Below are 13,693 nucleotides of genomic sequence, written 5' to 3' on the forward strand. Positions count from 1 at the left end.
CACTTCCCGTGGGCTCGTTAGCCCATTCGCTGTCCTTCGGCGATTCCCTCCGCCGCGTCCGTCTCCGCTCCCGCGACCTGCGTGAATGTTCGTGCGGAAGCGGTCATTGCGGCTGCCCGGGTGACGCATGTGCCGGTGCGTCATGTTGCGGAGGTGACGGGGTGTCGGTTGCCTCGTCAGTGGAGCACCACAGAGGCGCCGCGCAGACAGGCCGGACACTGCTCCGTTGGAGGATTCTCTTGCGAAACACATGTATGGGCGTGGGTATGGGCCTGATCATCGGCGTCCTGGCTCTGCAGGGCCCGGCCGCTGTCGCCGCCGGTGACTCGGGTGTCGACATCTATCCGGGGAAGGCCTCCCCGGGCTCCACGGTCACCGTCCGCACCACCGCCTGTGGCGCGGACGTGACCTACGGCAAGGGCGAGTCGGAGGCCGGAGGGAAGTTCCACCTCTTCGAGGGCGACCACAAGGGCGAGCTCAAGGGCCGGTTCACGGTCCCGGAAGGGATCGAGGACCGCACCGACACGATCACCGTCAAGTGCCCACCACGGATCAAGATCACGGATACGTACGAGATCAGCGACCACCGGCCGAACGGCGCCGTCGAGGCCGGCTTCGGAGACGCCTCGGACTCGAATACGCAGCTTGTTCTGGGCAGTGTGCTGATCGCCGCGGCCGGCGCCGGGTGGCTGGTGCGGATGCGCCACCGCTCGAACGGCCATCGGACCTGACCGCCCGGCTCCCGCCGCACCGGCCCCCGGCACCGCAGGCACCCCGGGGGCCGCGAGGACGCTTCTCACTCCGCTCACACCGGAGGCTCAACCTCCGCTCACACCGGAGGCTCAACCTCCGCTCACACCGGAGGCTCAACCGCGATGGAACCCGGGCACAGGACGAGCGCTCCCCCACCACCCCCCTTGTTCACCCCATCGGTCAAGCAGCTGACCTTGGCACTCGTCACAGGCGCGCTGCTGGTCATCGGCGCGATGCACGACGGCCGGCCACCGCAGCCGTCGACCGGCCAGTCCTTCTCCGCCCCGGCAGGCCCCACGCCCAGCCACACCGCCTCGACCCCACGCCTCGGCGTCCAGCCACTGCCTCCCGCGGAGCCGGTCTCGCTGCGGATCCCCGCCATCCGCGTGAACGCCCCCCTCACCAGGCTGGGCCTCGACGCGACGGGGGCGCTGCGGCCCCCGCCCGCCGACAACCCCAGCCTCGCCGGCTGGTACAGCGAGGGCACGACACCGGGCTCGGCGGGGACAGCCCTCGTCACGGGGCATGTGGACATGCCCACCGGCAGCCCCGGCGTCTTCTACGACCTCGGCGCCGTGACCAAGGGCAACAGGATCGAGATCCGCCGGGCGGACGGGCGCACGGCCGTGTTCACCGTCTACGCCGTGGAGGTCTACCCCAAGCAGAGATTCCCCGACGAGAAGGTCTACGGCAGCTCCGGCCTGCCCGAGCTGCGGGTCATCACCTGCGGCGGCGGTTACGTCAAGAACGACGGTTACCAGGGCAACGTCGTCGTCTTCGCGACGCTCACGGCGGTGAGACAGCCGGCCGGCCGCTCCCTGGCGGAGTAGGGCGGCTCGGGTGGCGTTCTGGCGACGGGTGCTGGTCCGGCGCTCCGGCGCCCGTGGTCAGGGACCTGCTGACCGGCGAAGGCCGGGTGGTCTCGCCGGTCAGCGGACTCGGGCGGTCAGGAGACGGCGCAGGCCGTTCCGTTGAGGGTGAACGCGGCGGGCGCGGTGTTCGTGGCGCCCTTGGCGGCGATGAAGCCCAGCGTGACCGAGCCGCCCGCCGGGATCGTCGACGTGTAGGAGGCCGGGGTGACGGAGACCGCGCCGCCGTTCTGGCTGGGAGTCCCGCCCCACATGTTGCTGATCGTCTGGCCGTCGGCGAAGGAGAAGGCGAGCGTCCAGCCGTTGACCGGTGCGGTACCGGTGTTGCGCAGGGCGATCTCGCCCTGGAAGCCGCCCGGCCACTCGCCCACGACCCGGTAGCCGACGGAGCAGGACGCGCCCGGTGTGCCGCCGCCCTTGTCGGTGGTGACGCCGACCGTGGCCGAGCGGGGTGAGCGGTTCCCGGCGGCGTCACGGGCGTAGACGGCGAAGGTGTACGCGGTGTCGGCGGTGAGGCCGGTCAGGGCCACGGTGTTCGTGGTGGAGGCGGCGACCTTGGTCTCGGTGCCGCCGCTGACGCGGACGATGTCGTAGCCGGCCACGCCGACGTTGTCGGTGGCCGCGGTCCAGGTCAGGGTGGCGGAGGTGGACGTCACGGCGGAGGCGGTCGGGGCGCCGGGCGCCGTCGGGGCCTGGGTGTCGCCGGGGCTGCCGCCGCCGTAGACGGTGGCCTCCTTGGCGGTCTGGGCGATGCCGTTGGCGCCGTTGAAGATGCGCTGGCCCCACGAGCTGAGGCGTGTGGGGTCGAAGCCGATCGACAGGTCGAGGACGGGGTCGGTGTTGCCGCTCCAGGACCAGGCCAGGTAGCCGAGGCGCAGTTGCTGGGCGGCGGCCATCATGGTGTCCTCGTCCGGGTCGCCCCACTGGTCGGCGGGCCCGCCGAACTCGCCGATGACGAGGGGCAGTTTCGCGGTGACGAAGGCGTTCAGGTAGTCGGTGATCTCCTGGGCCGTGTCGAAGACGCTGTACATGTGGATGGAGAAGATCAGGTTGCCGGTGGGGTCGGCGCTGTGGACGGACTGCGCGTTGGCGCGCATGACGCCCTGCCAGTCCTGGCCCCAGTTCGGGGCGTCCACCATGATCGTGTGCTGGAGGCCGGCGTTGCGCAGCTTCTTGACCGCGGCGATCGTCGGGGCGGTCCAGCCCTGTGGATCGGTGTTGCCCCAGGGCTCGTTGCCGATGTTGACGATGACGTAGTTCTCCTCGCCGGCCAGGACGTCCTTCAGGCCGATCCAGTAGTCGGCGGCATGGTCGAGGGTGCCCGCGGCCGCCTCCTCGCCGTAGCCGGTGGTGTCGTGGACCTCCAGCACGCAGATGAGGCGGTTGGCCTTGCACTGGGCGATGACGTCGGCGACGTCCTGGGGGCTGTTCTTCGCCCAGCGGTGGCCGTCGGAGAGGACGACGCGGACGGTGTTGGCGCCGAGCGCCTTGACGTCGGCCAGCGACTGGGTCTCGCCCGGGTACCAGGTGTGGGCGTGGTTGACGCCCCGCATGACGAAATCGTTGCCGTTGCCCTCGAGGAGGCGGCCGTCGCCGATGTGGAGGCCGGTGGCGAGGGCGCGCGGTGACGGGGCGGCCTGGGCGGCGGCCGGGGCGAAGAGACCGGCGACCAGGGCGAGTCCGAACAGGGTGGCCAGGGCGGGCAGGAACCTTTGTCGTGTCGTGCTTCGTGCTCTTCTCACTGCGACTCCAGGGAGTGAGCGCCAGAGACTCGGCATCGGAAAGGGAGGGTGGGAGCGCTCCCATGAAGCCACCATGCCAAGTACACGTCAAGTCGTCGCGCACGACCGAGGTGGTGTCCGTGGCGTCGGCGGGTCAGGGGCTCCTCTGGTTGCCCTGCGGGGGAGGGCCGTCGGTGTCCTTCACGGGCCGTCCGGGCGGAGACTCCCCCGCGGCGAGGTGTTCGAGGACCTCGGCCAGTTCCTGGCAGGCGAGTTCCACCGAGCGTCTGGTGTTGCGCTGTTCGGTGATGACGGCCGAGAGGAGCAGGGCGGTCAGGGCCATCGTCCCGTTGAAGGCCTGGAGCTTGATCATGATTTCGACGCGGGTCAGCTCGGCGAAGGGGCCGACCTCGTCCGTGGCCGCGAGGGTGGCCAGGACGGAGGTGAACAGGGCGCACAGCATGCTGCCCGCGAGCCGGAAGCGCAGGGCCGCCCAGACCAGCAGGGGGTAGACGAGGAAGAGCAGGCTGACGGAGCTGTGGGTGGCCAGGGGGACGATGCCGAGGGTGCTGAGCGCCAGGCCGGTGGCCTCCTTCCAGCGGGCCAGGGGCAGGGGGCGGCGCAGGGTGCGCAGGAGCAGCAGGACGGGGGTGACGAGCAGGACGCCCATCGCGTCACCGACCCACCAGGCCAGCCATACGGGCCAGAAACTGTCCGCGGCCAGCTTGCCGATGCCGACGAGGAGGCCGACGCCGATGGTGGAGCTGAGCAGCATGGCGGTCAGGGCGCCCAGGAAGACGAGGGCGAGACCGTCCCGCAATCGGGAGAGGTCGTTGCGGAAACCCACCCTACGCAGCATGAGGTACGCGCAGACGGGGGCGGCCGTGTTGCCCGCCAGGCTGCCGAGCACGCTCGGCCGGAACGTGGTGAGCGACAGGATGACGAGGAGCGCCCCGAGGGCGATGCCCGCCGCGGACCGCAGCCCGAAGATCAGCAGACAGGCGACGGCTACGCCCGAGGGCGGCCAGATGGGGGTGAAGATCGCGCCTTCGACGACGAGTTCGCGCATGAGGCCCAGCCGCCCGGCCCCGTAGTAGCAGAGGGCGACAGCCACCGTCTCGGCGGCGAGGACGGCCGGACGGCGCAGATGTCTGGTACCCACCACAGCAGCCATGAGACACCCGGACGGCGCCGGCGGCGAGGTGAGAGGCGTGGCACCCGGCCCTATGGCTGAAGCTGGCGCCCGTACTCCGCCGGGAACCCGTCACTCCAGGGGATCCCGTCGTGTCCCACGACGAGGACGGCCGCGTCGTCCTCGTGTCCGACGCGTTCGGCACCCTTGATCACGGCGGCGGCGAGCGAGCCGGCCTCCATCCCCGCGACGGCGGCGCCGCCCGCGAGCCGTGCGACCCTCTCGAGGCCCTCCTCGACGCTCATGGAGGGTCCTTCCACGACGCCGTCGGTGAGCAGGACGATCACCCCGCCCTTGGTGAGCCGGTAGCGGGTGACGGGGTACCGCGTCCCCTCCTGGACCCCGAGGGGCGGTCCGCCCTCGTCCTCGGCGACGCCGCACTTGCCGTCCGCGGTGGCCCAGACACAGGGGATGTGGCCGGCCCGGGCGCTCTCCAGGACGCCGGTGACCGGGTCGAGGCGCATGAAGGTGCACGTGGCGAAGAGGTCACTGCCCAGGGACAGCAGCAGATCGTTGGTCCGGGCGAGGAGTTCGCCCGGTTCGCCGGTGACGGAGGCGAGGGCGCGCAGGCCGACGCGGACCTGGCCCATGAAGGCGGTGGCCTCGATGTTGTGCCCCTGGACGTCACCGACGGACAGGCCGATGCGGCCGTCGGGCATCGTGAAGGCGTCGTACCAGTCGCCGCCCACGTTGAGGCCGTGGCAGGCGGGCGCGTACTGGACGGCCAGGTGGTATCCGCGGGCCGTGGGGAGGTCCCTGGGGAGCATGCCGCGCTGCAGGGCGATGGCCAGCTCGACCCGGGAGCGTTGCAGTTCCGCGCGTTCGCGCGCCTGGGCGGTGAGCGAGCCGAGTCTGGCCAGCAGCTCGTCGCCGTCGTCCGTGGGGCGCTTGCGGGACATGGATCACTCCGGGGAGGACGGTAACCCCTTCGGGGCGAACGTCACATTTTACGTTTAGAGGATGATAGCGACCCAGTCGTGAGGTCGGACGGTGCGGGCGGAGAGACGGGGCACCTGGCGGTGCAGCCGTGCGTCCACGGATCAGGGGTCGTGCACGCAGGGGCAACCCGCGTCCTTGTGGCCTGCCTAGTGCCGCGGCAGGCAACGTTTGCCCGTTGAGGAGCGGGGTCGTGGGGGTACCTCCCGCCCGAGCCGTGCGAAGCCGGTTCGAGGGTGGGGGAGCGTGCTCTCGGTGTGCCGGCCGGAAGCCCTCGTACTGGATGTACTCGGGCTTTCGGCCGGTGCGGCGAGAGGGCGTGCCGGGCGTCGCGACGGGGCGAACGTTGCCTGTCGCGGCACTAGCCTCGCGGACGAGCCGGGGCCCGGGTGGTGAAGGGGCCTTCGCCGCCCCACACTGAACTACCGAACCGCGACGCCTCCCGGCGGACGTGCTCAGGAGATGACACCGTGAACTCCCTCTCCCCCGGCTTCCAGGGCCGCCCCCGGCGGACGGCCGACAAACTGCCGCCCGGCCAGTACCCGACCGAGTCCTTCCCCGTGCTGTCCGCGGGCCCCACGCCGAAGATCCTCGTCGACTACTGGCGGTTCACCGTGACCACGGAGGTCGGCGAGAGTCACTCGTGGACCTGGGAGCAGATGATGGCCCTGCCGCAGCGGGAGACGGTGCAGGACATCCACTGCGTCACCCGCTGGTCGAAGTTCGACACCCGGTGGCGGGGCGTGCCCCTCGACGCGTTCTTCGAGGACGTGGAGACGGCCGCGGACCACGCCGTCGTCAGCAGCTACGGCGGCTACACCACCAACCTGCCGCTGGAGGACCTCCTCGACGGACAGGCCTGGATCGTCCACACGTACGACGGCGAACCGCTGTCGCCGGAGCACGGCGGCCCGGCCCGGCTGCTCGTGCCCCACCTCTACTTCTGGAAGTCGGCCAAATGGGTGCGCGGGATCCAGCTCGTGCACGAGGACGAGCCCGGTTTCTGGGAGAGCGTCGGCTACCACAACTACGGCGACCCGTGGCGCGAGCAGCGCAACTGGGGCGACTGAGCGTGGCCGTCGTCTGGCGCCGGGCACGGCTCCTGGAGCGCCACCCGCAGAACGCCACCGCCCGCTCCCTGGTCTTCACCGTCCCCGGCTGGCCCGGCCATCTGCCCGGCCAGCACGTCGACGTGCGCCTGACCGCCGACGACGGCTATCAGGCCGTCCGCAGCTACTCCCTGGCCGCGCCCGCCGACGGACACCGGATCGAGCTGGGCGTGCAGGCCGTGCCCGACGGGGAGGTCTCGCCGTATCTCGCCGACGGGCTGCCGGTCGGGGCGGAGGTGGAGGTGCGGGGGCCGCTCGGGAACTGGTTCGTGTGGCGGCCCGGGCGGACCGAGCCGGTGCTGCTGGTCGCGGGCGGTTCCGGGGTCGTCCCGCTGGCGGCGATGGTGCGGGCCCACCGGCAGTCCCGCGCGCGCGGCGCCTTCCACCTGCTGTACTCGGTGCGCAGCGCCGACGACGTCTGGTACCGCGAGGAACTCACCGACGGGCTGCCCGATCTCGACGTCCGGGTCGTGTACACCCGCGCCTCCCCGCCGGGCACCGCCCGTGCCCCGGGCCGCGTCACGGCCACCGACCTCGCGGACGCTGCGGCCCGGCTGCTGCCGTCGAGCCCCGTCTACGTCTGTGGCCCCACCGCCTTCGTCGAGACGGTCGGCGATCTGCTGACCGGCCTCGGACGGGATCCGGCGACCATCCGCACCGAACGCTTCGGCTGACCCCTACCTTGGAGGACCCCGTGGCAGACACGGCCCCCCATCTCGACGGCAACTGCCTTGCCGGACCGCTCTCGGAGATCCTCTCCGTGGAACCGACCGCCGCCTGGTGGCGCTGCCCGGAGTGCGCCCGCTCGGGGCCGCTCGCCGACCTGCACGTCTACGGCCCCGAGCCCGGCCTCACCGCCCGCTGCCCCGGCTGTGCGCATGTGGCGCTGCGGCTGGTGCGCGAGGAGCGGTACGTATGGCTGACGATGGGCGGGGGCGACGGCGCGTTCCGGTTCGCCGTCGCCTGAGCGTCCTTGCGAAGTCCCGCCCGGGTCAGCCGCCGAGTGCCGCCATGACCACGTCCTTGGCCTCCTCCTGCACCTGTCGGAGGTGGTCGGGGCCCTGGAACGACTCCGCGTAGATCTTGTAGACGTCCTCGGTGCCCGAGGGGCGGGCGGCGAACCAGGCGTTGGCGGTGGTCACCTTGATGCCGCCGATGGCCGCCGCGTTGCCGGGGGCCTCCGTGAGCACGCCGGTGACCGCCTCCCCGGCGAGGGTGTCCGCGGTGACCTGGGCGGGCGAGAGCTTGGCGAGCAGCGCCTTCTCCTCGCGGGTCGCGGGGGCGTCGATGCGGGCGTAGGCGGGTGCGCCGAAGCGGGCGGTCAGGGCGGCGTAGTGCTCCGACGGCGTCCTGCCGGTGACGGCGGTGATCTCGGAGGCGAGCAGCGCCAGGATGATGCCGTCCTTGTCGGTGGTCCACACCGAGCCGTCGCGGCGCAGGAAGGACGCGCCGGCCGACTCCTCGCCGCCGAAGCCGAGCGAGCCGTCGACCAGGCCGTCCACGAACCACTTGAAGCCGACGGGCACCTCCACGAGCCGGCGGCCCAGGTCGGCGGCGACACGGTCGATCATGGACGACGACACCAGGGTCTTGCCGATGCCGGTGGTGTCCGGCCACTGCTCGCGATGGGCGTACAGGTAGGCGATGGCGGCCGCCAGGTAGTGGTTGGGGTTCATCAGGCCCGCGTCCGGGGTGACGATGCCGTGCCGGTCGGCGTCGGCGTCGTTGCCCGTGGCGATCCGGAAGCGGTCCCGCTGGTCGATGAGGGAGGCCATCGCGTAGGGCGAGGAGCAGTCCATGCGGATCTTGCCGTCCCAGTCCAGCGTCATGAACCGCCAGGTGGGGTCGGTGAGCGGGTTGACCACGGTCAGGTCGAGCCGGTGCTCCTCGGCGATCCGGCCCCAGTAGGCGACGGACGCCCCGCCGAGCGGGTCGGCGCCGATGCGGACGCCGGCGGCCCGGATCGCGTCCAGGTCCAGCACGCTCGGCAGGTCGGCGACATACGTGCCGAGGAAGTCGTAGCGGCCGGTGCCGGGCGCGGCGAGCGCCTGGGCGTAGGGGATGCGGCGTACGTCCTTCAGGCCCGCGGCGATGATGTCGTTGGCGCGGTCCTGGATCCAGGAGGTGGCGTCGGAGCCGGCGGGGCCGCCGCTGGGCGGGTTGTACTTGAAGCCGCCGTCGGCGGGCGGGTTGTGGGAGGGGGTGACGACGACGCCGTCCGCGAGGCCCGTGGTGCGGCCGCGGTTGTGGGTGAGGATGGCGTGCGAGACGGCCGGGGTGGGCGTGTAGCCGTCGGCGTTGTCGATGAGGACGGTGACGTCGTTGGCGGCGAACACCTCCAGGGCGGTGACCCGGGCGGGCTCGGACAGGGCGTGGGTGTCGGCGCCGAGGAAGAGGGGGCCGTCGGTGCCCTGGGCTGTGCGGTACTCGCAGATGGCCTGGCTGGTGGCGGCGATGTGGTCCTCGTTGAACGCCGTGTTCAGGGACGAACCGCGATGTCCTGACGTGCCGAAGGCCACCCGCTGCGCCGGGTCGGCCGGGTCGGGGTGCAGCGCGTAGTACGCGGTGACCAGCCGGGCGACGTCGACGAGGTCCTCGGGGCCGGCCGGCCCACCCGCTCGCTCGTGCTGCATGTGCCCGCTCCTCCACATCGGTTGGCCAAAGGCTTGCGGCCCCCATCTTTCCCTGTGGGGAGGGTGGTTCGCGAGTATGAGCCGGGGGTGTCCGACACGACTCGGCCGCACCGTCCGGAGGCCGGGGCGGGCGGTGGCCGCGGGGCGGACTCCCCCGGTCGTGGTCAGCGTCTGCGGCCGCGGACCCCCCAGCCACTGCCGATGCCCGCGACGTGGAGGGCGAGCAGGGTCAGGCCGAGGAGCATGACGTTGGTGGAGGTGAAGGTGTCGTTGGTCGAGATCTCCGCCGCGTTGATCAGGAAGGCGAAGAAGAACGCCACTGCCGCGATGATGGCCAGCACGGTGTCCGTCCCTTCGGGTGTCGGGTCGTTCGGGGTGGTTGTTCTCCGGATGCCCCCGAGCGGGCCGGGAACACTGCTCCGCGGCGCACCGAACTGAGTAGCCGTACTCAGGCGCCGCCGTCCCGTCGCGACGGAGACTGAGGGCCCGATCGCCGCCCCCAGAGAGGCCTCGCCGTGATCAGCCGTGCCGCCACCGCCCTGACGCCGCTCTTCGGGCGGCTCACCGTCACCAGCGAGATCAGGCTCCGCCTGCCCGCCGGGACGATCTTCGTGGCCAACCACGACTCCATGGCCGACCCGGCGGTCGTCATGGCCGCCCTGCGGCGGTTCGACCTGGAGCCGGTGGTCCTGGCGACCGCGGGGCTGTGGCGCGTCCCGCTGCTCGGGCGGGCGCTGACCCGCGCCGGGTACATCCCCGTCCACCGCCGTACGGCACGCGCCGCGCAGGCCCTCGACGCCGCCGCCGAGGCGCTCGCGGGCGGCCGGCACGTCCTGCTCTACGGCGAGGGCGGGCTGCCGCACCGCAAGGACGCGGCCTGCGCTCCGCCCGAGCCGTTCCGCACCGGGCTGGCCCGTCTCGCACAGGCGTCCGGGGCGTTGGTGGTGCCGGTGGGCCACGCGGGCGCCCGGCGGATCGCCTCGGGTTCCACCGCGAAGCAACTGGCAGGCACCCTCACGGCGCCCGTCCGCCGCCCCCGCTGCCACGTCCACCTCGGCGCGCCGCTGCGTCTTCCCGCGGAGATCCACAGCGGCACGACAGCCGCCCATCTCGCCGTCACGGCGGCCTGGCGCACCGCGGTGAGAGCGGTGGGCGAACGGGGTGCGGACCGGCAGCGCGTGGAGTAGCACTCCCTGCCGTCACCGCGGCGCGCTCAGCGTGCCCCTCGCGGCGGCGCCGTGCTCTGGCGGAGCACCAGGCGGGTCGGCACCAGCGTCGTCCCGTGTTCCGGGTCGTGGCCGCGCATCTTGCGCAGCACGGCCTGGACGCAGAGGCGGCCGACCTCGGCGAAGTCCTGATGGAGGGTGGTCAGCGGGGGCAGGAAGGAGCCCGCCTCGGGGATGTCGTCGAAGCCGATGACGCTGACGTCCTCGGGTACGCGGCGGCCGCGTTCGTGGAGGGCGCGCAGCAGGCCCAGGGCCATCTGGTCGTTGGCGGCGAAGACGGCGGTGCAGTCCTCGCGGGCCGCGAGCTCGAGGCCCGCGTGGTAGCCGGACTCCGCCGACCAGTCGCCCCGGACGAGGGGTGGTGGGGTGCGGCCGGCCTCGACGAGGGCGGCGCGCCAGGCGTCCGCGCGGCGCTGGGCCGCGAACGAGTCCTCGGGGCCGCCGAGGTGCCAGACGGTGGGATGGCCGAGGTCGAGCAGGTGCTGGACGGCGGTGCGGGTGCCGCCCGCCTGGTCGGTGTCGACGACCGTGTAGTGGCTTCCGGCGTCGGAGTCGACCACCACCACCTGGACGTGCGGCGGGAGTCTGACGATCGCCGCGTCCAGCAGATGCACCTCCATGATGACGATCACCGCGTCGACCGCGAGCTCCTCCAGCCGGGAGAAGGCGCCGCGCACCTCGTCCTGGGTGGGGACGGCCACCGGCAGCAGGGTCACCGCGTAGCCCTCGGCGGCGGCGGAGGTGGCGATCGCCTCCAGGGTGCGCACGTTGCCGGTCGTGGACAGGGTGAAGGTGATGACGCCGATGGTGCGGAACTCCCCGCGCTTGAGGGCACGGGCGGCGCTGTTGGGCCGGTAGCCCAGCTCCTTCATGGCGGCCAGCACCTGCCGGCGGGTCTCCTCGTTCACGCCGGCGTACCCGTTGGACACACGGGAGACCGTCTGCGACGAGACTCCCGCCAGGCGGGCCACGTCCGCCATCGAGGCGGTGGCCCGGCCACGGGTCCGGGGGCGTTGTGCGGCGCCGCCGGGCCGGGTTGTTCCTTCGGCCGGTTCCACGGCCGCCCCGGCTCCGCTCACCGGGGCTCTTTCAGCCATCTCCACGTGTCAGCCCCACCTTTCGTTCACCACGGGTTCCACGGTCTCCCCAGAGGCCCTTGACCATGGTTATCGGGGCAGTGTAGACATGCCGCCATCAGATGTTTACGTAAACATAACAGCTCGACGGGCTGATGCGACGGCTGATGTTTGCGCAAACATCGTGGCGGTACGGCACCCCGGTGCGGCACCGCCGGTTCCGGGACAGGACGAGCAAGGAACGACATGACGACGCTGCAACCGCCCGCGGCCGCCGAACCGCGGCCGGCACCCCCTCCGGCAAGACGGGACCGCCGCTCCTGGACGGGGTGGGGGTTCATCGGTCCCTTCGTGGCCGTGTTCGCCCTGGTCTTCCTGGCCCCGATCGCGTATTCGATCTATCTCAGCCTCTTCCGTGACCAGCTCATCGGCGGCACCACCTTCGTCGGCCTCGACAACTACACGCAGGCGCTGAAGGACGACCAGTTCTGGGCCTCCCTCGGCCGGGTGTCGCTCTTCCTGGCCGTCCAGGTCCCGATCATGCTCGGCATCGCCCTGCTGGTGGCGCTGGCCCTGGACAGCGGGCGCCTCTACGGCAAGGGCTTCTTCCGCATCACGATCTTCCTGCCGTACGCGGTGCCCGCTGTGGTCGCCACCCTGATGTGGGGCTTCATGTACGGCACGAAGTACGGGCTGGTGGGCGACATCAACGAGGCGTTCGGCGTCTCGATGCCCGACCCGCTCTCGCCCGACCTCGTCCTGGCGTCGATCGGCAACATCGTCACCTGGGAGTTCGTCGGCTACAACATGCTGATCTTCTACTCGGCGCTGCGCGTCATCCCGCACTCGCTGTACGAGGCGGCGGAGATCGACGGCGCCGGACAGTTCCGCGTGATCACCGCGATCAAGCTGCCCGCGATCCGCGGCGCCCTCGTCATCGCGACGATCTTCTCGATCATCGGCAGCTTCCAGCTCTTCAACGAGCCGAACATCCTGCGGCCGCTGGCGCGCAACGCCATCACGACCGACTACACCCCGAACTTCTACACGTACTCGCTGTCCTTCAACGGCCAGCAGCACAACTACTCCGCGACGGTGGCCATCATCATGGGCCTGATCACGATGGTGATCGCCTACGTCGTGCAGCTGCGCGGCATGCGCAAGGGAGCGTGACCCGATGAGCAGCCCTCTCACCACCGACTCCCCCGCCCTGCCCGCCAAGGCCTCCGGTCCCGCCGGGAACGCGCCGCGACTGCGGAGCCCGCGCCGGCACACTCCGGGCAAGCCCCGGCGCAGCGTGCTGCTGACCGTGCTGACCTCCCTGGTCGTCCTGTACACCGTGGTGCCGCTGATCTGGCTGGCCATCAACGCCACCAAGACCCAGGCGGGACTGGCCGATTCGAACGGCATGTGGTTCAGCGACGACTTCGCCCTGTGGGACAACATCCGTGACACGTTCACGTACGACGACGGTGTGTTCTCGCGCTGGCTGCTGAACACCCTGCTGTACGTGGTGCTCGGCGCCGGCGGTGCCACCTTCCTGGCGATCCTGGGCGGTTACGCGCTCGCGAAGTTCAACTTCCCCGGCAAGCGCGGCATCTTCGCGGTCGTCATCGGCGCCGTCGCCGTCCCGGGTACGGCCCTGGCGGTGCCCACCTTCCTGATGTTCAGCAAGATGGGCCTGACCGACACCCCGTGGGCAGTGATCATCCCCTCGCTGGTCTCGCCGTTCGGCCTCTACCTGATGTGGGTCTTCGCCACCGAGGCGATTCCGACCGAACTCCTCGAGGCCGCCCGCATCGACGGGGCCGGCGAGGCGCGCACCTTCTTCACGGTCGCCCTGCCCCTGCTCGCCCCCGGCATCGTGACCGTGCTGCTGTTCACCACGGTCGCCACCTGGAACAACTACTTCCTGCCGCTGATCATGCTCAAGGACTCGGACTGGTACCCCCTGACCCTGGGCCTGAGCGTCTGGAACTCCCAGGCCGAGACCATCGGCGGCGACGTGATCTTCAACCTGGTGATCACCGGTTCGCTGCTCACCATCCTGCCGCTGATCGCCGCGTTCCTGCTGCTGCAGAAGTACTGGCAGTCGGGTCTCGCCGCCGGAAGCGTCAAGGAGTGAGCCCGCGGCCCTCCGGTCGCCCCGTCAGCCGCACGTCGCGCACCAACACCCTC

Annotated in this window: 14 protein-coding genes; 8 read left to right on the plus strand and 6 right to left on the minus strand. The window is 71.4% G+C overall.

Annotation, left to right across the window (positions count from 1 at the left end):
* Positions 1-239 precede the first annotated feature (239 nt).
* Together ACPT94_RS27030 and ACPT94_RS27035 are read left to right on the plus strand one after the other, a co-directional pair.
* Positions 240-731: a sortase gene (locus ACPT94_RS27030; RefSeq protein WP_360332735.1), complete on the plus strand. Its 492-nt coding sequence runs from the start codon at positions 240-242 to the stop codon at positions 729-731.
* A 255-nt stretch (positions 732-986) separates the two neighbouring features.
* A complete protein-coding gene (locus tag ACPT94_RS27035) occupies positions 987-1,583 on the plus strand; it encodes a class F sortase (RefSeq protein WP_425247057.1) in 597 nt (198 codons plus the stop codon).
* Positions 1,584-1,699: 116 nt separating this feature from the next.
* Here ACPT94_RS27035 and ACPT94_RS27040 read toward each other — a convergent pair whose 3' ends face one another.
* The 3 genes from ACPT94_RS27040 to ACPT94_RS27050 all read right to left on the minus strand — a co-directional run bounded on the left by ACPT94_RS27040 (position 1,700) and on the right by ACPT94_RS27050 (position 5,434).
* Positions 1,700-3,364, minus strand: coding sequence for a cellulase family glycosylhydrolase (locus ACPT94_RS27040; RefSeq protein WP_425247030.1), 1,665 nt, complete (start codon positions 3,362-3,364; stop codon positions 1,700-1,702).
* Between the two features lie 133 nt (positions 3,365-3,497).
* Entirely contained in the window at positions 3,498-4,517 is a 1,020-nt protein-coding gene (locus ACPT94_RS27045; protein WP_425247031.1) for an MASE1 domain-containing protein, read from the minus strand.
* 50 nt (positions 4,518-4,567) lie between these two features.
* Positions 4,568-5,434 (minus strand): PP2C family protein-serine/threonine phosphatase, encoded by an 867-nt coding sequence (locus ACPT94_RS27050; RefSeq protein WP_425247032.1) that lies wholly within the window; start codon positions 5,432-5,434, stop codon positions 4,568-4,570.
* A gap of 507 nt (positions 5,435-5,941) precedes the next feature.
* On the opposite strand from ACPT94_RS27050, the gene ACPT94_RS27055 reads away from it, so the two are divergent.
* The 3 genes from ACPT94_RS27055 to ACPT94_RS27065 are packed head-to-tail and all read left to right on the plus strand — an operon-like array spanning position 5,942 to position 7,547.
* Entirely contained in the window at positions 5,942-6,541 is a 600-nt protein-coding gene (locus ACPT94_RS27055) for a sulfite oxidase-like oxidoreductase (RefSeq protein ID WP_360341366.1), read from the plus strand.
* Positions 6,511-7,254 carry an FAD-binding oxidoreductase gene (locus tag ACPT94_RS27060; protein ID WP_425247033.1) on the plus strand — a complete coding sequence of 248 codons (744 nt, stop codon included), beginning with the start codon at positions 6,511-6,513 and terminating at the stop codon, positions 7,252-7,254. The genes ACPT94_RS27055 and ACPT94_RS27060 overlap by 31 nt, the downstream gene beginning before the upstream one ends.
* Positions 7,255-7,274: 20 nt before the next feature.
* Positions 7,275-7,547 carry a DUF6510 family protein gene (locus ACPT94_RS27065; RefSeq protein WP_425247034.1) on the plus strand — a complete coding sequence of 91 codons (273 nt, stop codon included), beginning with the start codon at positions 7,275-7,277 and terminating at the stop codon, positions 7,545-7,547.
* A gap of 25 nt (positions 7,548-7,572) precedes the next feature.
* Here the strand turns inward: ACPT94_RS27065 and pgm are convergent, their stop codons facing one another.
* Both pgm and ACPT94_RS27075 read right to left on the minus strand, forming a co-directional pair.
* Positions 7,573-9,213 (minus strand): phosphoglucomutase (alpha-D-glucose-1,6-bisphosphate-dependent), encoded by a 1,641-nt coding sequence (gene pgm, locus ACPT94_RS27070; protein ID WP_425247035.1) that lies wholly within the window; start codon positions 9,211-9,213, stop codon positions 7,573-7,575.
* Between the two features lie 164 nt (positions 9,214-9,377).
* The gene (locus tag ACPT94_RS27075; RefSeq protein ID WP_189935927.1) at positions 9,378-9,554 is read right to left on the minus strand and encodes a hypothetical protein; all 177 of its coding nucleotides are present in this window, start codon (positions 9,552-9,554) and stop codon (positions 9,378-9,380) included.
* 174 nt (positions 9,555-9,728) lie between these two features.
* Between ACPT94_RS27075 and ACPT94_RS27080 the strand changes: the two genes are divergently transcribed.
* The gene (locus tag ACPT94_RS27080; protein ID WP_360341379.1) at positions 9,729-10,400 is read left to right on the plus strand and encodes a lysophospholipid acyltransferase family protein; all 672 of its coding nucleotides are present in this window, start codon (positions 9,729-9,731) and stop codon (positions 10,398-10,400) included.
* Positions 10,401-10,426: 26 nt separating this feature from the next.
* On the opposite strand, the gene ACPT94_RS27085 is transcribed toward ACPT94_RS27080, so the two are convergent.
* Positions 10,427-11,419: a LacI family DNA-binding transcriptional regulator gene (locus tag ACPT94_RS27085; RefSeq protein WP_360341676.1), complete on the minus strand. Its 993-nt coding sequence runs from the start codon at positions 11,417-11,419 to the stop codon at positions 10,427-10,429.
* 342 nt (positions 11,420-11,761) lie between these two features.
* Between ACPT94_RS27085 and ACPT94_RS27090 the strand changes: the two genes are divergently transcribed.
* On the plus strand, positions 11,762-12,688 hold the full coding sequence (locus ACPT94_RS27090; RefSeq protein ID WP_360341382.1) for a carbohydrate ABC transporter permease: 927 nt from the start codon (positions 11,762-11,764) through the stop codon (positions 12,686-12,688).
* A 4-nt stretch (positions 12,689-12,692) separates the two neighbouring features.
* A complete protein-coding gene (locus tag ACPT94_RS27095; protein ID WP_425247036.1) occupies positions 12,693-13,640 on the plus strand; it encodes a carbohydrate ABC transporter permease in 948 nt (315 codons plus the stop codon).
* The last annotated feature ends 53 nt before the right edge of the window (positions 13,641-13,693 follow it).

The sequence above is a fragment of the Streptomyces aurantiaciflavus genome, from assembly GCF_049808595.1.
In the GTDB taxonomy this organism is placed as follows: domain Bacteria; phylum Actinomycetota; class Actinomycetes; order Streptomycetales; family Streptomycetaceae; genus Streptomyces.

Coding starts and splice junctions, on each gene's coding strand:
- ACPT94_RS27035 (WP_425247057.1), top strand. CDS start 987: ATGCACGACGGCCGGCCACCGCAGCCGTCGACCGGCCAGTCCTTCTCC.
- ACPT94_RS27045 (WP_425247031.1), bottom strand. CDS start 4,517: ATGGCTGCTGTGGTGGGTACCAGACATCTGCGCCGTCCGGCCGTCCTC.
- ACPT94_RS27050 (WP_425247032.1), bottom strand. CDS start 5,434: ATGTCCCGCAAGCGCCCCACGGACGACGGCGACGAGCTGCTGGCCAGA.
- pgm (WP_425247035.1), bottom strand. CDS start 9,213: ATGCAGCACGAGCGAGCGGGTGGGCCGGCCGGCCCCGAGGACCTCGTC.
- ACPT94_RS27085 (WP_360341676.1), bottom strand. CDS start 11,419: ATGGCGGACGTGGCCCGCCTGGCGGGAGTCTCGTCGCAGACGGTCTCC.
- ACPT94_RS27090 (WP_360341382.1), top strand. CDS start 11,762: ATGACGACGCTGCAACCGCCCGCGGCCGCCGAACCGCGGCCGGCACCC.
- ACPT94_RS27095 (WP_425247036.1), top strand. CDS start 12,693: ATGAGCAGCCCTCTCACCACCGACTCCCCCGCCCTGCCCGCCAAGGCC.